The 18,131-nt window shown below is 59.3% G+C and carries 17 protein-coding genes; 11 read left to right on the top strand and 6 right to left on the bottom strand.

Going from position 1 to position 18,131, the window contains the following annotated elements; genetic code table 11:
* Window positions 1–115: 115 nt before the first annotated feature.
* The 4 genes from WG29040_RS17195 to WG29040_RS17180 form a co-directional block, all read right to left on the bottom strand.
* Entirely contained in the window at window positions 116–2,017 is a 1,902-nt protein-coding gene (locus WG29040_RS17195; RefSeq protein ID WP_127196608.1) for an acyltransferase family protein, read from the bottom strand.
* A gap of 250 nt (window positions 2,018–2,267) precedes the next feature.
* The gene (locus WG29040_RS17190; RefSeq protein WP_003441268.1) at window positions 2,268–2,828 is read right to left on the bottom strand and encodes a cysteine hydrolase family protein; all 561 of its coding nucleotides are present in this window, start codon (window positions 2,826–2,828) and stop codon (window positions 2,268–2,270) included.
* 102 nt (window positions 2,829–2,930) lie between these two features.
* Window positions 2,931–3,368: a GNAT family N-acetyltransferase gene (locus tag WG29040_RS17185; RefSeq protein WP_127196575.1), complete on the bottom strand. Its 438-nt coding sequence runs from the start codon at window positions 3,366–3,368 to the stop codon at window positions 2,931–2,933.
* A 39-nt stretch (window positions 3,369–3,407) separates the two neighbouring features.
* Complete coding sequence (locus WG29040_RS17180; protein ID WP_003441273.1) at window positions 3,408–3,944, bottom strand: cysteine hydrolase family protein; 537 nt, start codon at window positions 3,942–3,944, stop codon at window positions 3,408–3,410.
* A 305-nt stretch (window positions 3,945–4,249) separates the two neighbouring features.
* On the opposite strand from WG29040_RS17180, the gene WG29040_RS17175 reads away from it, so the two are divergent.
* The 3 genes from WG29040_RS17175 to WG29040_RS17165 all read left to right on the top strand — a co-directional run bounded on the left by WG29040_RS17175 (window position 4,250) and on the right by WG29040_RS17165 (window position 5,747).
* Entirely contained in the window at window positions 4,250–4,750 is a 501-nt protein-coding gene (locus WG29040_RS17175) for a GNAT family N-acetyltransferase (RefSeq protein WP_003441276.1), read from the top strand.
* 74 nt (window positions 4,751–4,824) lie between these two features.
* Window positions 4,825–5,403 (top strand): hypothetical protein, encoded by a 579-nt coding sequence (locus WG29040_RS17170; protein WP_003441279.1) that lies wholly within the window; start codon window positions 4,825–4,827, stop codon window positions 5,401–5,403.
* A 26-nt stretch (window positions 5,404–5,429) separates the two neighbouring features.
* Entirely contained in the window at window positions 5,430–5,747 is a 318-nt protein-coding gene (locus WG29040_RS17165; protein WP_003441282.1) for a hypothetical protein, read from the top strand.
* Window positions 5,748–5,750: 3 nt separating this feature from the next.
* Here WG29040_RS17165 and WG29040_RS17160 read toward each other — a convergent pair whose 3' ends face one another.
* On the bottom strand, window positions 5,751–6,794 hold the full coding sequence (locus WG29040_RS17160) for a substrate-binding domain-containing protein (protein WP_003441285.1): 1,044 nt from the start codon (window positions 6,792–6,794) through the stop codon (window positions 5,751–5,753).
* A gap of 249 nt (window positions 6,795–7,043) precedes the next feature.
* Here WG29040_RS17160 and WG29040_RS17155 point away from each other — a divergent pair, with 249 nt between their 5' ends.
* The 3 genes from WG29040_RS17155 (at window position 7,044) to WG29040_RS17145 (ending at window position 10,546) form a co-directional block, all read left to right on the top strand.
* Entirely contained in the window at window positions 7,044–8,390 is a 1,347-nt protein-coding gene (locus WG29040_RS17155; RefSeq protein WP_127196574.1) for a uracil-xanthine permease family protein, read from the top strand.
* Window positions 8,391–8,528: 138 nt separating this feature from the next.
* On the top strand, window positions 8,529–9,821 hold the full coding sequence (locus tag WG29040_RS17150) for an amidohydrolase family protein (RefSeq protein WP_256681560.1): 1,293 nt from the start codon (window positions 8,529–8,531) through the stop codon (window positions 9,819–9,821).
* A gap of 11 nt (window positions 9,822–9,832) precedes the next feature.
* Window positions 9,833–10,546 carry a sulfite exporter TauE/SafE family protein gene (locus tag WG29040_RS17145; RefSeq protein WP_003441293.1) on the top strand — a complete coding sequence of 238 codons (714 nt, stop codon included), beginning with the start codon at window positions 9,833–9,835 and terminating at the stop codon, window positions 10,544–10,546.
* 21 nt (window positions 10,547–10,567) lie between these two features.
* Here the strand turns inward: WG29040_RS17145 and WG29040_RS17140 are convergent, their stop codons facing one another.
* Entirely contained in the window at window positions 10,568–11,443 is an 876-nt protein-coding gene (locus WG29040_RS17140) for a LysR family transcriptional regulator (protein WP_003441296.1), read from the bottom strand.
* Between the two features lie 151 nt (window positions 11,444–11,594).
* Between WG29040_RS17140 and WG29040_RS17135 the strand changes: the two genes are divergently transcribed.
* The 5 genes from WG29040_RS17135 (at window position 11,595) to WG29040_RS17115 (ending at window position 18,104) form a co-directional block, all read left to right on the top strand.
* Window positions 11,595–13,046 (top strand): aldehyde dehydrogenase family protein, encoded by a 1,452-nt coding sequence (locus WG29040_RS17135; RefSeq protein ID WP_003441299.1) that lies wholly within the window; start codon window positions 11,595–11,597, stop codon window positions 13,044–13,046.
* Complete coding sequence (locus WG29040_RS17130; protein ID WP_003441301.1) at window positions 13,043–14,092, top strand: membrane dipeptidase; 1,050 nt, start codon at window positions 13,043–13,045, stop codon at window positions 14,090–14,092. Before WG29040_RS17135 ends, WG29040_RS17130 begins: the two co-directional genes overlap by 4 nt.
* 122 nt (window positions 14,093–14,214) lie before the next feature.
* Window positions 14,215–15,774 (top strand): BCCT family transporter, encoded by a 1,560-nt coding sequence (locus WG29040_RS17125; RefSeq protein ID WP_003441305.1) that lies wholly within the window; start codon window positions 14,215–14,217, stop codon window positions 15,772–15,774.
* A gap of 1 nt (window position 15,775) precedes the next feature.
* Complete coding sequence (locus tag WG29040_RS17120; RefSeq protein WP_010655846.1) at window positions 15,776–17,470, top strand: hypothetical protein; 1,695 nt, start codon at window positions 15,776–15,778, stop codon at window positions 17,468–17,470.
* Window positions 17,451–18,104 (top strand): DUF3726 domain-containing protein, encoded by a 654-nt coding sequence (locus WG29040_RS17115; protein WP_003441312.1) that lies wholly within the window; start codon window positions 17,451–17,453, stop codon window positions 18,102–18,104. The genes WG29040_RS17120 and WG29040_RS17115 overlap by 20 nt, the downstream gene beginning before the upstream one ends.
* Window positions 18,105–18,131: the final 27 nt, after the last annotated feature.

The following is an 18,131-nucleotide window of genomic DNA, read 5'->3' as shown; positions in this document are numbered from 1 at the left end:
CATGGCGGGCCAAGGCCCGCACAGGTCGACAACGCAAGTTGGCGTCGTTTCCGGGGTGAGTACCAGCCTCAGCTGCTTCGGCCTCCCTGTCGAGCCTCCACGAGCCTGTACGCGGCTAAATTCCTTTGAACACGTCTTTAAACAATCCCTTCAACTGTTCGTTGCCTGCGTCTACGAGATGGTTGTCATCGTAATACAGCGGAACCCCGTCCCTGGACCCCATGCATTTGCCGTCAGGGCATAGATATGGGGTTGGATCCACTACGGTTGCGTTGCAACGCTTTGCTGCAGTTTCGATCGTGGTAATGGCAATCCTGTTGCGCTTTTCATATTCATGCAGCGGGATCGAAATATCCGTGGTGTGCTGGAATATTCGCCTGTGCAGATTCAGGCCTTTATAGACACTGAAGGGCATTTCCGGAATCGGCTTTACGATATAAACCGGATGGTTTTGTGCGATCGAGCAGACGACGTCGATGTATTTCGCGGTGTAGGTTTCGACAAAAGATGAGCCATCCGGGTCTTTGGCCTCAGGGAAGAAAATTCGGTGCTTGTTGTTTCGGCTCTGGTCCCAGTACAGCGCTGCCCGACTGAACAGCACCACGGGGATTCCCTTATAGGAGTTCTTCAGGACTTCCAGTTTTTCCTGGTTGAACGCCTGGCATTGGCGCTGCAGTTCTTTGTCACGCATTTCAAAGTTTTGCAGGGTCGGACAACCACCGCGCGCCCAGGATAAAGCGGCTTGCTTGTTCTCGAGCTGGACCGCTGCTGCCGTTGATTGAGCGTGACTGTCACCAAACAGAATGACCGACACTTCGCCCGTACCGAGTTTGCAATCGGCGGCGGCATAGTCGTTGGGGAAGCATTCCTGCGAGTACAGTGTGCCGGAATACGCAGGTTGGCCCAGGTCCACAAAGGCAAACCTGACGCCAGGGTAGTCTTTTACTACCGAGGACGTGACGGCTGACAAGGCGACTGCGCCAAGCGCATATGAGGCGTACTTGATGATGGTTTTCGTAGCGGAGGTAGCGCTGTTCGCCCGTGACTCCACCAGATAGAACGACAGGGCACCCAGCACGAACGAAAGAATAATTGCGCCGGTCACGTACGGCCAGCTCGTCAGCAGGCCACAGGTATAGAGCAATACCACCAGCGGCCAATGCCAAAGGTAAACCGAGTAAGAGATCTTGCCGGTGTATTGCAGGGCTCTGTTGGTACTGAAAGCCGACTGGGTATTTCCGTAAATCACCAGCGCTGTTCCGAGAACCGGCAGCAACGCTAAATAACCGGGCCACTGATCCTGCTCGGAAAAACACATCACACTGGCCAGGATGGCCACAAGGCCCAGGCCTTCGCAAATCGAACTGCTGCGCTTGCCAAGTTGCAGCGGGTACAAAAATACCAGCCCGCCTGCGATCATCTCCCAGGCTCGGGTGGGCAGCATATAAAAGGCAAATACGGGACTGGTCCTGGTCAGAACGACAGAGGCCGCGAACGAGATCAAAGCCAGCAGTACCAAGGTACTTCTTGTGTTTTTGGCACCCACAAACTTGTAGAGCGCCATCAGCAGTAACGGATAAAGCATATAGAACTGCCACTCAACCGAAAGTGACCAGGTATGCAGTAGCCAGTTTTCGTGCAGCGGAGCGTCGAAGTAACTGCCGCCTTTGGCGAATGTGAAGTTCGAGCTGAAAAGCAGACTGCTTTTGAGCGTCCTTATGGCATCCCGATAATCATCCAGGGGCAGAAATACGAAGCCGAATATCAACAGTGCAATGCACAGGGTCAAAAGGGCCGGGATGATGCGGCGCGCTCTTGATGCGTAAAACCCCAGGAGGGAGAAGCGCTGCGTTTGTAGACCGGTGAAAATGATTCCGGTCATCAGGAAGCCCGAGATGACGAAAAATACGTCGACCCCTGCAAATCCTCCACCAAACCCTTGAACCTTGAAGTGGAAAAGCACCACCGAAATAACGGCGAGTGCCCGTAACGCATTGATGTTATTTCGAAATTCCATCGTCCTGCCCAATATCACGTCCATTGTGGGGTGGCATTGTAGTGGCCATGATGGGATGTATGAACGGAAATCGTTTTTCCATCGCTAAACTATTTCAGCCGGCATCGGCGGTCGATGCTGTGCAAGGTTTCGCGCAGGGAAATCACCTGCTCCGGAGCCAGCCAAAAGCACCTGCCCAGGGGGGTGGGCGATCTTGCCGGCTCGCTGTTGGCCGGATTGCACTTCAAGTGGCGTCAACACCAGCGGGGCTTCAGATAAGGTTTAAAATCTGCCCGGTCTCGACAATGGTCGCGTAGTCCATTGCCAGATTGCTGAGAGAGATTGCATGTATATCCTCTGCACTCCAGTGGCGGCCTGTCAGATCATTTTGATCGAACGTGTAAGCAGCGTCCGCAGGCACTATCACCTCAAAGCCCAGGTTGCCTCCCGAGCGCACCGTCGACTCCACCGAGTTATTGGTAACAACACCGCAGATCACCAGTTGCCGAATTGAACGGGTGGTCAGCCAGCGCTCAAGGCTGGTGGCGGTAAAGGCATCCGGGACGTTCTTTTCCACAACGTGTTCATGGGCCAGAGGCACAAACGCCTCCTGAAACTCGCAGCCGGGTTGTCCCGGGTGAAATACCGAGTCGGCTGATCGCGATATGTGCCGCACGTGAACCACCGGCCTTGCAGACCGTCGCCATGCACTCAGTAACGCCTCGATCCGCAACTCGGCCTGGGGGTTGTTGCGTCTGCCCAGCTTGGGATGATCAATGCCTTTCTGCATGTCGATGATCACCAGTGCTGCGTTGTCTTCGAGCCTTTGCATGTGATGTCCGATTGCCGGGGGGAAGGGGCGCAATGCTAGCGCGAAGTGCCGGGCGGGCGCCTGCTGTCCGGCAATGAACACCAGGCGCCCGCCGTGCAGGGTTTATGGGCGCTGCTTCTCAAAGCGCACATCACCTTGCTCCAGGTTCTCCACCGCTTGCCAGCCGAGCTTGCGGTAGAAGCCACTGGCGCGGCTAGCCCCGGCGGTTTCGAGCCAGATCGTCGGGTGCTGCCGGAACAGGCAGGCTTCGGCTTTTTCCATCAGGCGTCGGCCGAAGCCGTGCCCCTCGAATTCAGCCCGCACGAATGCCGCAAACACGCAGCCTTCTTTGAGATCAACCATGGAAAACCCCACCGGGGTGCCATCGGCCTCCGCGATCCAGAGGCACGGCGCCCGGGACATCGCCTGGCGTATGGCTTCGGGGGTAATGCCCATTTGCGTTAACTGATCACGGGACAAGTGGTTCTCTGTCACGCTGGTGCGGATGTCGAATATCACCTCGATATCCGTCTCATTGGCGATTCTTACCGTTCTTTGCATGATCTGTGTCCTCGGCTTCGGCGTTTTTTTGCTGGCAATTCAGTCAGCGCAGGGGTCCTGAAAGCTCCAGTCCTGTGCCTGGACAACACGGCAGAAAGGTCCGTCCAGGGTCGCATTGTGATGTGCCACTATCTGCCGGGCCTTGAGCAAGGGTGTGTCGGAGCAGGTATGACCGTCGGCAATCAGCACCGCATCAAAGCCCAGATCCCTGGCTGCCCGGCAGGTGCTGTCTACGCAATATTGAGTCTTCATTCCGGTGACGACTATGCCCGTGCATCCATGCACTTGCAGCTGTTGCTCCAGCTCAGTCATGCAAAATGCGTTTGGCCGGCTTTTGTTGAAGATAACTTCATCACCCTGCAGCTCCAGTTCTTTAACGATTTGCGTCAGCGGGCTGCCTGGTTCGATGGGCGACCCCGACGGGCCAGTGTGTCGGGCCAGGAAGATCGGGGCGCGGGATTGCCGCGCATCGCTCATCAGCCTGTTCAATGTGTTTATCAGCGCTGGCACCTGCCAGGGCTGGTCCGGGCCCTGAACCAGACCGACCTGCATATCGAGAATCAGTAGTGCATACATGGTGCATTTCCTTGCGAGTGAGCCAGCGACCGCAAGGCACAAAAAAGGCCCTGCGCATTGCTGGCGGGCCTTTGAAGTTCGTTTGGGTTCAGCTCACGACACTTCTCACGGCCCGCCTTGTGCGGTCGTGGTAGTGGTGGTGGTCGAGGCGATACGGTACGTGCTCATGGACTGGAAGGTAGCCACCCGATTGCGGATTGGCAAGCGCCATTGTGAACGCGGTGTAGCGCAAGGTTGTCCCTCACCCGGGCGCACGCTAGTCTGCGCCACTTCGTATTGACACTGGTACAGGGAGGGGCCGCAGCATGATTTCAGTACGTCCGGTTGAGGCCGGTGAGTGGCGCAGTTACCGGGACCTTCGTCTGCAGTCGTTGCAAGACTCTCCCGATGCTTTCGCCAGCACCTATGAGTCAGAGGCGGGCAGGACCGATGAGGTCTGGGCTTCACGGCTTGCAGGTGCCGTATCCTCGGGGCAGGCGCGAATATTTGTTGCGCTCGATCACCAGCAAATGTGCGGGCTGGTCTGGTGCAAGTTGCCGGAAGCCGGCGTGGCCGAAATTTTTCAGATGTGGGTTGATCCTGCGCGCCGTGGCCTGGGCGCTGGCGGTGCACTGCTGCATGAAGCGCTGGAGTGGGCAAAGAGTGTTGGTGTACGCCGTGTTTGCCTGGGCGTAACGGCCGCAGACACGCCGGCAATGGGCCTGTACACGGCATCTGGCTTTCGTCCGGTCGGCCCTCTGGAACCCCTGCGTGATGGCTGCGGCCTGATGTCCCAGGCAATGGAACTGCAACTCGGCGCTGACTGATCCGCCGGTTGTGGCACCTTCCGGAGAAATTGAAGTCCATAGCTGCTCCCGACACATGAAAATTCAAGGATCGAATGAAAACAACTCTGGTTTTTACCCTCGCAATAACCCTGGCCCTGTCAATTACCGGCTGCGCCAGCCGCCAGTCTGCCGTTCAATCCACGCCAGAGCCGCTGGTGACGATACCCGCGGATGAGCAGCATGCAAGCCTTGCGTTCCGCACTGTCGGCGGCGCAGGTGACCATCCCGTCAGCTACTCCACCGGGCCGAGTGACGCCGGTCGATTCGGCATGCAGTCTGCTGGCGAACAGGTGTATGACACGGCTTATTTCAAGCGCATACCCGGGTACCTGAAAAAAATGGCCGGTGGGACGTCGAGTATCGACACGCTGGTAGAGGCCAATAAACCGCTGAAGGTCAATGCGCTGGTCAAGCAACAGGTTGCGACCCTCAACGGCATTCCCATGCACTCGATGTTCGGTTACGCCATAGCGGCTCAGCCTGAGACTCAAGTCTTTACCCCAAAACCCAAGACCGCTTACCTCATCGAAACAGTCATAGCAGATAACTACGTCATGACGGTTTACGAGATTACGGGCACGGGGGAGCGCAAGCCGGTGAGCGTGGTTAAATCCCGGGAAGAATTCTATTAACCCTCCATCACCCAGGAAAACCCTTTATGCCGTTACCCGTCACGTCCTCCTATGCGCAGCGAATGCTAGAGCTGGAAGCCAGTAACCCGGATGTCGCGCAACTGGCCGGGCAAATTGCCGGGGCAATAAAGTCGGAGTATCTGAGCCAGTCGGCCGAGGTGCTGGTGCAGGATCTGTTTGCCCATCTGGACCCGGTCGCCCGACAGGAGCCCGGTTGCGTGACGCGCCTGGCAATGTGGCTGCAGAAGCTGGCGGATGCCCGGGCATTGTCCCATGCCCAGGTGGCGAAGTTTGTGACCGGCGCTGTCGGCCAGGGCGGTCCATCCGCTGTGGTGCCGCTGTAGGGGTCAGTGCCGGGCGGGGCCGTCTGACTGTGCGCTTGAGTCTCGCACCACCAGGGTCACCAGGGGCGCATCCATGCGCTGACGTTGCCCGGTATTGTTGATTTGCTCGAACAGTAACTCGATGGCCTGGGCCGCGATTTGTTCGAGATGCATGTTCACGGCCGTCAAGGGCGGGTTGCATTCCCGCGCCCGCAAGCCGTTATAGCGCGTCACCACTTTTACATCCTGCGGCACCTTCAAGCCTCTTGCCGTCAACGCCTGTACGGCGCCAGTGGCGAAGGCATCCACCGGGACGCACAAACTGTCCAGTTGCGGGTACTCCTCCAATAATTGCAGGCAGGCCTCAGCGCCGGCTGATTCGCCTCCGGCTTCATCCGCCCGCACGATGGCGACGGGCTGGTCAGTGGAGGCGCAGTAAGCGCGATAGGCATGCTCCATATCGACATAGGAGTGCCTGCTTTGAGCGCCGATTATCAGACCGGTCCGGCGGGCGCCCTGTGCGTGCAAGTGCTCCAGCAACAGGGCACCTGCAACGTCTGCATGCATATCAATGTACGGCACCGGATCGTCGGTCTCGGGCTGGCGTCCAATTGAAATCAGCTTCACTCCTCTCTTGCGCAAGCGGGCAATGTGCGGGTCGTTTGCCACCGGCTCGATGATGATTGCCCCGTCAATATCCAGGGTATCCAGCAAATCCTGCGCTCCCTCCATCGGTGGCACCAGAACCAGAGCCACGCCCTGACGTAATGCAGCCTCCATCGCGGTGGCAGCGATTTCCATCAAAAACCCCAGGCGTGAAGATCCGCCGGCAACGGCAAAGGGCATGGATGACAGCAGGGCTATTGAGTTGGCGCGCCCGGTGCGCAGGCGCTGCGCCCGCAGGTTCGGGCTATAGCCCAAGCGGGCGGCGACTTCCTTTACCAGGGTCCGGGTCTGGGGGTCGACCTGGCCGCGGTCATTGAGCGCATGGGAGACGGTGGTACGCGACACACCAGCGGCACTGGCTACATCAGCAATGGTGGGGCGACGAGAGCTGCTGCTGGGCATAGGTAGGGAAACTCAATAAACGATGGGCCGAGTTATACGCCTCCTGACCCGGATCAGCTACTCAAGCCGGGTTGCCCGGGGTCTGCCGTTGACAGGTTAATTGAACAGGACTACATTCCACCCAAATCGATTTGGGCGGCATGTGTAAATCGATTTTGGCGCGGATTTATCTGCATGTTCATCGTTAAGGCTGCGTCTGGAACAATCACTCAATGAGCCGTTGATGCTGGCTTAACGTAGAGGTGGGATATGTCGGATAACAATAAGAAACCCGTTTCCCCTGTTGATGAGTTTCTGCCATGGCGCCAACTGCTGCTGTTTGGCGGCCAGCATGTGCTGGTGATGGCGGCGTCACCCATAGCGTCGGTTTTTCTGATGGCGACCGCCCTTGGATTTTCCAGCGACTTAACCCTTCAGCTGTTGAGTGCCACCTTTCTGGTCTGCGGCCTGGGGACGCTCTTGCAGTCACTGGGCTTGCGCGGATGTGGCTCGCGCTTGCCTTTCATCATGCTCCCCGGCGGAGCCCCGATCATGCTGTTCATATTGATTGCCCAGCAAAACGGGGTCGCCACTGCTTCGGGCGCAGTGATCCTGACGGGTTTTTTCTACTTTCTGGTACTCCCGGTTTTTCGCCGGCTGCTGCGTTTTTTTCCCTCTGTGGTGGTCGGTACCATGTTGCTGCTGGTGTCGGTCAATCTGGTCAAACTCTCGGGCCAGCTCATTGTGGGGGAGCCGGGCACTGCCGGTTTCGCCGCGCCACAGCAACTCCTGCTGGCCTTCTCAACCATCTTTATCACGGTGCTGTGTTCACGCCTGCTGCGTGGAACCTTCGGTCAGCTGTCTATTTTGCTTGGCTTGATTGGTGGCAGCTTGCTGGCCGTGGCTCTGGGGGCATTCGACAGCTCGCGGTTGAGCCTGTTGCCCCTGCTGAACCTGCCCACGTTGATGCCGTTCGGGGTCCCGCAATTCGATCTGTTCGCCTCCATTCCGCTGATGCTGTTCTGTCTGGTGTCCATGGTCGAAGCAACGGGCCAGACCGTCGCCATCAGTGAAGCCGTCGACAAGCCCCTGGATATAAACCGCGATGTGGTGCGAACCATCCGCGGGGATGCGCTGGCCTCGATTCTGGGCGGGTTTATGGGCACCTCACTGATTATTACCAGCGGAGAAAACATAGGTGTCATTCGTGCCACCGGGGTCCGCTCCCGTTATGTCACTGCCGTTTCAGGGCTGCTGTTACTGCTTTTTGCACTGCTTGCGCCACTGGCGCGTTTGATCGAGGGCGTGCCCCAAGCCGTGGTCGGCGGCACCAGCCTTATCGTGTTTGCCATTGTCGGCACCATGGGCATCGACATGCTGCGCAAAGTGGACCTGCGCGACCACGGCAACATGTACGTGGTGTCTGTGGCCCTGGCCGTGGGGCTGCTGCCGATTCTGGTCCCGGGGGTCTACAGCCACTTCCCGGACGGCCTTGCCAGCCTGCTGGGCAACGGCGTCGCCATGGGGGCCTTGACTGCGGCACTGATGAACTTTGTATTCCATTGCGTTGGTCGCCAGCCAGCCTCAGTTGCCGCCAAGACCAAGCTGATTAACTGATTCAAACAAAAAGGCATCTCCATGGATTCCAGCTCTGCGACTCACTTACTGTCTTCACCGCAACAGCTTGTTGCCTCTGGTCAATTATTGGCTCCCCAATGGCTAATGCTCCCTGAGGGGCCGCGCCGCGAACATGCCGTGCTGATTGAAAATGGCTGCTTCGCCGATGTGGGGCCTTTGGCACTTTTGCAGGGCCGTTATCCCGATCATCAAGTGCTGCGCCTTGATGATCAATTATTGATGCCGGGGTTTATCGATACCCATCACCATCTGAGCCAGAGTTTCGGCAAGGGGCTGGTGTTCGGTGAGCCTTCAGAAATATTCAAACGTATCTGGATACCACTGGAAGGCTCCCTCGATACCGACCTGCTGTACCTGACCAGCAAGCTGGCGGCATTTGAATCCCTGCGGGGTGGCTTCACCACCGTATGTGATGCGGGTACCCGATCCAGAGAGGGGGTCGAGACAATAGCCCGGGCCGTCCATGAAGTGGGCATCCGCTGTGTATTGGCCAAGACCTGCAATGACCTTCAGGGCGGGCAGGTACTGGAGGCAGGTGCGATTCTCGCCAGGGCAGAGCAGCACCTGTCAGAGTGGGACAACGACACACTGGTCACACCTTCACTGGCAATCCCCATTCCGGAAATAGCCACCGACTCGACCCTCAAGGCGGTCTACGGTCTGTGCCACGAGGCGGGACGCATATTCCAGAGCCATGTCAATGAACACCTGGTGGCCGTCGAACGTTCGCTGGAACTCTATGGCGTGCGCCCCCTGGAGCACCTGCACCGGGCCGGAGCGCTGGGCCCCGGGGCTCTGCTTGCACACGCCACATTGCTCACACCGAATGAAATCTGCCTGTTGCGCGATAGTGGCGCCGCCGTGAGCTACAACCCGGTTGCCAGTGCCTGGAAAGGCAATGCGGTGGCACAGGCGCATCTGATGCACTGCCTGGGTATTCCAGTGGGGCTGGGCACAGACGGTACCCGCGGTGACGGGTTCCGCCTTCTGGATTATGCCGAAGCCGCCCAGCGTTTCGCCCACGGCTTGCCAGTAGGGGACTCGGTGTGCGGCAGCGGCAAACTGTGGCTCGACATGGGCACCCGGGACGCAGCCCAGGTGCTGGGGTTAGGCAAGGTCACGGGGCAAATTGCCCACGGTCTGGCGGCCGATTTTCTGCTGGTGGACCTGGCGGTACCGGAACTGCTGCCGTCCTGGAACCTGACCTGGGACCTGGTCCGGCTGGCCAACCGCGATCAGATCCAGGCCGTTGTGGTGCAGGGCAAGGTGCGGTTATGGCAGGGCTGGCCCACCGACTGGGATGCCCGGGCCCTCATGCGTCAAGTGGATGCTCTGGCCCGGGATGTTGTGAGTCGGGCACCCATTCATAAAGTCCATCCGTTACCGTCTGTGCTTTTGCACGGCGAGTAGATGAGTAAAACATGAGCTTACCTTTCGATCCGATTTACATCATCGCTATAGCCGTCGCATGTGGTGCCCTGATCCAGGGCACCACCGGAATGGGCTTCGCCCTTATCGTGGCGCCGGTCATGGGCTTGCTGGCTCCAGAGTCATTGCCCATCAGTTTATTGATCCTGATGTTGCCCCTGAATGCCGCCATCGCCTGGCGCGAACGGGCGGCAATCGATTTCAGAGGCAGTTCGTGGATCACTCTGGGGCGCTTTGCAGGAACCTTTGGCGGGGTCTGGATTCTGTTCTGGCTGCCGCTCTCGCAACTCAACATATTGATCGGCCTGTCTACGATTGCGGCCTGCATCGCCACCTGGGTGGCCCCCTCATTCGTCCCCGGCCGGCGGGCGCTTATTTCGACGGGAGTCATTACCGGCATCACCGAAACGGCCACCGGGGTGGGCGGTCCGCCTCTGGCTCTGGTGTACCAGCATTCTCCGGTTGCCACTTTGAGAGGCTCGGTTGCCCTGTGCTTTCTGGTGGGCGAATTGATCTCGCTGGCGGTACTGGCGGCAGGCGGTCATCTACAGGCCGGACAAGTCGAACCGGTGCTGATCCTGTGCTTGCCCCTGGCGCTCGGCGTGCTTGCCAGTTACCGGGCCCGGCACATGATCAACGAGAAACGCCTGCGCCGGTTCGTGCTGATCTTCGCTTTCGTTTCGGGATCACTGTTGCTGGTGCAGTAAGTCGTACAGCCAGCGGCGTCCCTACGGAAAACGACTGGCCTTCAGGGCTTTCACAAAGGTGTACGAGGCGTGGTTGAGCGAGTCCCTGGGCGGGGTGATGACACTGACCGAGCGCATGATCCGCTCGTCTTCCAGGGGTAGAAAGCGCAGGTCGGTGCTACTGGCCGAGCGCCTGAGCAATTCGGGAAGCAGCGTCACGCCCATGCCCTGGGCAACCAGAGCCAGCAATGAAGTGGTGTTTCTGACGCTGAGGGTCGACTGGTCTCTGATGTGACGAAACTCCGCGGCATTGATGTCTGCTCCCAGGCCGCTGTTGATGAAGTTATGACCTTCCAGATCGCTCCAGCGTACCGGGCGGGCGAGTGAGCACAGCGGGTTATTGGCCGCGCAGACCACGCAAAAGGCGTCCGAGAACAGAAAGTCCTGATTGATGTTCGGAATACTGGCCGGCACGGTGGCGATGCCAATATCCACTTCGCCGGCCAGTACCGCCTGGACGACTTTTTCGGAGTCCATGTCGCGGATATCAAGGTGGAATTGCGGGTATTGCTCATGGAAGTGCTTGAGCAGCGGTGGCAATAGCGTGATAGCGAATGACGGCACCGCTGCCACCCGCACCAGCCCGGTTTCGGCCTTGGCATAGGTCTTGATGGTGGTGATGGTGCGCTCGAAGTGGGTCAGCTCGCGTTGCGCCTCCTGCAAGACAAACCTGCCCAGGGGGCTGAGCAGGTTTTTGCGCTCGCCTTCAAATAGCGCGCCGCCCAACTCCTCTTCCAGTTGCTTGAGCGAGAGCGAGACGGCCGCCGGTGTGCGATGCACCCGTTGGGCGGCCTGGGTCAGGCTCTGACTGGTGGCGACAGCGACGAAAAACTGCAAATTGGTGATTTTGATGCTCATGGCGGTCAGTTCGCAGATTAAGGCTTTGTTTAAATAATACTTAACTATCGTTAAAATTTACTAGATTTACTTAATAGTCTGGCCGCTCATAATCTCCTCCATAACAGTTACAGGCGATGCCGATTCATGGCATGCCAGTCAGGAGGAATTCATGACGTACAGCAATTTGAATTACATCGCCGGTGAGTGGCTCAAGGGCCAGGCTGAAGTCGAAAACCGCAACCCTTCCGATACCCGGGATCTGATTGGCCTCTACGCACAGGCTTCTTCGCAGCAACTGGAAACAGCCATCGAAGCCGCCACCCATGCGCAAAAACTCTGGGCCCGTTGCGGTATCGAACAGCGCTACAAAGTGTTGATGGCCATTGGTCAGGAGTTGATCAATCGCAGCGCCGAAATCGGTCAGATGCTGTCCCGTGAAGAGGGCAAGCCACTGGCTGAAGGTGCTGGCGAAGTGTATCGGGCTGGCCAGTTCTTCACCTATTACGCAGCCGAAACCCTGCGTCAGATGGGGGATAGCGCAGACTCGGTACGTGATGGCATTGAAATCGATGTACGTCGCGAGGCGGTGGGTGTGGTGGCCATTATCTCGCCATGGAATTTCCCGATGGCCACGGCCTGCTGGAAGATTGCTCCGGCACTGGCCTTCGGCAATGCCGTGGTCTGGAAACCGGCCAATCTGACCCCGGCCTGTGCTGTCATCCTCAGCGAAATCATTTCCCGCCAGGACATTCCCAAAGGCCTGTTCAATCTGGTGATGGGCGCCGGGGCGCAAATTGGTCAGGCCCTCATCGAACATCCGGGCATCAGTGCCATCTCCTTTACCGGCTCGGTTGAAGTTGGCAAGGGGATTGCCGCCGCTGCCGTGGCCAATATGACCAGGGTGCAGCTGGAGATGGGCTCCAAGAACGCCCTCGCAGTCATGGATGATGCCGACCTGGACCTTGCCGTGACCTGCGCGGTTAACGGTGCGTTCGGCGGTAGCGGGCAAAAGTGCACTGCGTCCTCGCGGCTGATCGTGCACGAGCGCGTGCACGATGCCTTTGTCGAAAAGCTGGTCGCCGCTACCCGGGCGTTGAAAGTGGGGCACGCCCTGGAAGCGGGAACCCAGATCGGCCCCGTTGCCAGCGCTGCGCAATTGGCCAGCAACCTGGCCAGTGTCGAGCTGGGGCGCCAGGAAGGCGCTGAATTGATCACCGGTGGCAATCCTCTGGAACTGGCCACACCCGGTCACTTCATGGCCCCCGCGTTGTTCGTTGAAACCCGCAACAGCATGTTGATCAATCGCCAGGAACTGTTTGCGCCTATTGCCTGTGTACTCAAGATCGGCAGTTATGATGAAGCCCTGACGCTGGTCAATGACACGCGTTTTGGCCTGACTGCCGGGATCATGACCCGCTCGCTGGCCCGTGCCAGCCATTTCCGGCGCAATGCCCGGGCCGGCTGCGTCATGGTCAACCTGCCAACCGCCGGTACTGACTACCACGTGCCCTTCGGTGGGCGCGGTGATTCCAGTTATGGCCCGCGGGAACAAGGCCGGTCGGCCGTCGAGTTTTATACCCATGTAAAAACCGGCTACATCGCCGCAGGAGAGCCGCTATGAATCCGGCCCGACCATTCGCTGTGCGCGGGCCCCGGGTTGACTGCATGCAATACGGCAACTGGTCAGAGAAAATCTTCCGGCAGATGCGCGACGGCGGGGTTGATGCGGTGCACGTCACCATCGCCTATCACGAAAACTTTCGTGAAATGGTGGCCAATATCGAAGCCTGGAACCTGTTGTTCGAGCGCTTCAGCGATTTGATCCTGCACGGCAAATGGGCCGGCGACATCGCGTTGGCGCGCCAGACCGGGCGCACGGCGATCTTCTTCGGCTTTCAGAACCCGTCGCCGATCGAAGACGACATCGGCCTGGTGGAAGTGGTCCATGCCCTGGGTGCGCGCTTTATGCAGCTGACTTATAACAACCAGTCGCTGCTGGCCACCGGCTGTTATGAACAACATGACACCGGGCTGACCCGCATGGGCAAGCAGGTGGTGCGCGAGATGAACCGTGTGGGGCTGGTGGTGGACATGTCGCACTCGTCCGACCGCTCCACCCTGGAGGCTATTGAGCACTCGCAGCGACCGATTGCGATCACCCATGCCAACCCGGCGTTCTGGCATCCGGCCTTGCGCAACAAGTCCGACCAGGTGCTCAAGGCGCTGGGCCAAAGCGGCGGCATGTTCGGTTTTTCCCTGTACCCCCATCACCTGCACGGCAAGAGCGCCTGCACCTTGCAAAGCTTTTGCGAGATGGTCGCCCGCACGGCCGATCTGGTGGGGGTCGAACACCTCGGGCTGGGTTCCGACCTGTGCCAGGACCAGCCTTACAGCGTGGTTGAGTGGATGCGGGTGGGGCGCTGGACCAAGGAAGTCGACTACGGCGAAGGTTCTGCGGCAAATCCGGGGTTTCCAGACCAGCCCGAATGGTTCCGTGACAACCGCGACTTCGTAAACATTGAAGCAGGCCTCGCTGCCACAGGCTTCGGGCCTGCCGATATAGCGGCCCTGATGGGCGGCAACTGGCTGCGGTTTTTCGAAGCGGGCTTTGTACCCGAAGATGCCCGCAATAGCACCACGGCTCGCACCGTAGATATCGCGATTTAAAGTATTTCAGCCACCCGGATTCGCAACTGCAAGGCCGACAAGGACATCGCGCAATAACAACAAAAGTACTTCCAACAATAACAATACTGGCGATCGACAACTCTCTTCGGAGGGGAGGCTCAATGGAAATTCCAACTGAAGTTTTGGTGGGGAGTGAACCCTGCACGCTTCGTAAAAGTGCTATCGGCAAACTCGACTGGTCAACGTTCTGGATCAGTGGCGGCTTCTTCCTGCTGTTCCTGATCATTGCCCTGATTGATTTGAAAACCCTGTCCGGCCTGATCGGCGGAGCGTTTTCCTGGGGCACCCATTACTTTGGCCTGTACTGGCAAGTGCTGATGCTGCTGACATTTGCCTCCAGCCTGTATATCGGTTTCAGCCGGGTCGGCCGGGTCCGCCTTGGCGGGGTGAACAGCACACCGGGCATGAGCACCTTCAATTGGGTGTCGATGATCATGTGTGCACTGCTGGCCGGTGGCGGCGCTTTCTGGGCGGCTGCCGAACCCTTGTCGCACTTTATGAAACCTGCGCCTTACTTCGGCGTGGCGGCGCAGAGTGCGCCGGCCGCGGTGGCGGCACTCTCGCAGTCATTCCTGCACTGGGGGTTCATGGCCTGGGCCGTTCTCGGCAGCCTGTTGACCGTGGTGTACATGTACCTGCACTACGAGAAAAAACTGCCGCTGATGCCGCGAACCCTGCTTTATCCATTGCTGGGAGAGCGAGCGCTTAAAGGGCCCATCGCCGTGATTGCGGATGCCTCGGCGATTATTGCCGTGGTTGCCGGCACCATCGGGCCAGTGGGTTTTCTGGGGTTGCAAATCGCTTTTGTCCTGCACTCGGTGTGGGGCGTGCCCGATACCATTACTACCCAGGCCATGGTGATTCTGGCGGTCACGACCATCTACACCCTGTCGTGCGTGGTGGGCCTGGGCGGTCTGCGTCTGGTCAGCAAGGTCCATGTGTGGCTGATGCTGGGGCTGGCCGCGTTTCTGTTTATCTTTGGCCCGACTCTGTTTCTCAGTGAGACCTTCGTGCAAGGCCTGGCCTTGCATGTGACCAGTTTTTTCCAGACTGCCCTGTACCGTGACGACAGCCAGTGGCTCAACAGCTGGACGCTGTTCTACTGGGGCTGGTTTATCGGTTATGCACCGATGATGGGGATCTACGTCGCCAGGGTCTCCCGCGGCCGCAGCATCCGCGAAGTGGTGGGCTTGCTGTCGGTGGCGGCGCCCCTGATCACCATGGTCTGGTTCACCCTGGTGGGTGGTACCGGCATTGGCCTGGAACTGAGTTCGCCGGGCAGTGTGGTCAGCCACGGGGTGCAACCTGAAGCACTGTTGCTGGGGGTTGCCCAAGCGATGCCGATGCCTACTTTGATTTCAGCACTGTTTCTGTTCCTGAGTTTTTTCTCGGTGGTGACCAGTGCCGGGTCGATGTCCTACACCGTGGCCATGGCCATCAGTACCGATCATGGCGAGTCGCCAACCTGGCTGAGGGTGTTCTGGGCGGTCGGCATGGGAGTGGTCGGCGCCATTCTGATCACCCTGGGTGAAGGCGGAATCACAGCTTTGCAGTCGTTTATCGTGATCACGGCAGTACCTGTGTCGATCCTGATTTTGCCCTCTGTGTGGGATGCCGTGCGCATTGCCCGGCAGATGGCGCGTGACCAGGGAGTGATCTGATATGCAACTGCGACCACCTTCCCGTGTCATGAAGGCCGCGCGCCTGGGTGCCTTTCATCAGTCCCGGCTGTCGTTCATGCGCCAACTGCTGCGCCGCTTGAAGCGCGAGCAGTGGCAGTTCCAGCGCACGGTCTGGAGCATCGACGGGCAGGGCGTCGGCCGGGCCGTGTATGTGGCCCGGGGGCCGGAGCGCGCATATAGCCTGGTGGCCTTTGCCCATGATCTGGACCCTGCGCTGCGCTCTGACCGGGTGATTGCCACGGCCTGGGATGCCACTTTCGCTTTGTTCGACGGGGTTCCTGATGAAGTCGAGCTGCAGCGCCTGCAAGCCAATGTGCCGAAACAGGAAGCGGGCCGCGTGTCGTCCCGTGAGCTGTGCATGGCGCGAGCCAACCGCTCGGTGCGCCTGTTTGACCATGTGCTGCAGGAACTGGCCGCAGGCCGCCAGCCGGACTGCGCTTTTGTCGAGCAGGTGGGTTACCTGATGCGCACCACGGCGGTCTATGGCAGCGGCAAGTTTGGCGCGGCCGATCGTGAGTCGGTGGCCGCGCGCCCCGAGCTGTCGGCACCTTTTCAGGCGGAAATGCTCACGGTGTTCCTGATTCGGGCCTTTAGCGTCGATCTGGTGGAGCATCTGGCACAGGTTCAGGCCCCGGGCACGGCGGTAGTGCTGGAGCCCGGAATTCGCCGCCGTTTCGGCCTGGGCAACTCCACGGGCCTGGGCATGGCACCTTTTCTGTTGAATCACCCGATGCTTTTAAACAACTGGGTGCAAGCCCGGGAAACAGCGCTGCAGCGAGTGCGTGCAGTGCGCCGGCCAACGCCTGCGGAGCAGGGAATGTTTGTGGATTTTGTGCGCCGCGCACAAGCCGACGCCCGCAGCTGGCACTCGGACCACCCGTTGCAAGGGCAGCGCATCCTCGAGTTGCAACAGGACTTCAAGGCCCTGCAACTGTGTATGGGCGAAGGCATTCTGCAGCGCGAGTATCCATGGGATGCGCTTTATCGCTGGGCCGAAAACCGGCTGTCGCTGGAGGCACAAGAGCAGTTGGTGTCTTTGTTGCTCGAGCCCTACGGGCATTTGATCGACGATCTGGGGCAAACCATGCAGGCCGATGAACAGCTGGGTTTCGCGGTGGACGGCAGCATGGGGGTGGGTGCCCTTAAACAGATTCTTGCCACTGATTACGCCTGGGTCGCGGCCATCGATTTTTCCACCGAACAGAGTCACTCGCTGTTCTGGTATGTGTCCGAGGAAAAGCTCGAGCCGCGGATCGGGCAGCGCTTCAGCGAGCCGGGCGAAGCACTGGAGCAGCCTTTGGCAGTGGCGCGGGATATTTCCCGGCTGCAGCAGGCCCTCAATGGTTGCGACGACGGGCAGACGGTGGCCACCTTCCTGCTGGAGCATCCCGAGCACCGGCATGTGGTCAGGCGTGTGCAGTTGGCGCCGGGCTGCCCGTACGCCGATATACAGGACAACCTGATTGACCGGGCTCTGCTGCCGATCGACTTGCTGCGCTGCAAACTTTCGTTCTTCGGCGCCACCCGGTTCGACCCGCGTTCCGATCGTTGGGTGCGCATCAACATGTATCAGAACGCCCCCTTTCCCCATGAGTTGAGTCAGGTGTTGGCCGATGACTGGTCTTATCCCGGTCTTGGCAGTCAGGAGCAGCGCCATGCATGCATCGTTGAATGAGATCGAAAGTCTGTGCAAAAAGGCCGCCCGTGGTGCGGGCATGTCCTGGGGGCTGGCGGAGGAGGCCGGCAAGGCGGCGAAATGGTTGTCGGCCCATGGTCTCGATGGCCCGCAGGTGATTGCCGGGCAGTTGCGGCGTGACGACGGGGTTGTTTATAGCGAGCTGGCGCCAGTGATCGGCGCTGGCGCCTGGCACGGGGCCAGCGCTGCGCTGTGCCCCTTGATCACAGGCGCGGCCCTCAGTGACCACGCTTATCTGCTGGGTAGCCACGGACAGATTCTGTTGAACGATGTGGCCAGCCCGCAGTTACTGATCCCCTTTGTCAGCGCCATGGCCAGACGCCTCAAGGCGCCCGTCGAGCTCTCGTGGCCGGGTTGCAGCCTGGGCTTCGACAGTCTGGGCGGGGTTTTTCTGAATGACGCAGGGGGGCTCGGCCAGCAGCGCGCAGTCAGTGTGTGCTGCAAGCAAGGCACGGATGCTCTGGATCCGGCCAGTGCGCTTGCCGGCAGCGTTCGCCCGGTCGCCGAATCTGACCTTGCCTATCTGCAATCACTGGCCGCCCGTACCTACGTGCCCGCTACCGAAGCATCGCGGCTACTGGGCGCCGGTGCCGGACTGAGCGACAACAACTAAATACCCATCTTTTAACCCAAACGGATC

Source organism: Pseudomonas sp. PAMC 29040 (genome assembly GCF_003994535.1).
Classification (GTDB): domain Bacteria; phylum Pseudomonadota; class Gammaproteobacteria; order Pseudomonadales; family Pseudomonadaceae; genus Aquipseudomonas; species Aquipseudomonas paraversuta.
The sequence above is the reverse complement of the archived record's forward strand: the minus strand, read 5'-3'. Positions and strand labels throughout refer to the sequence as shown.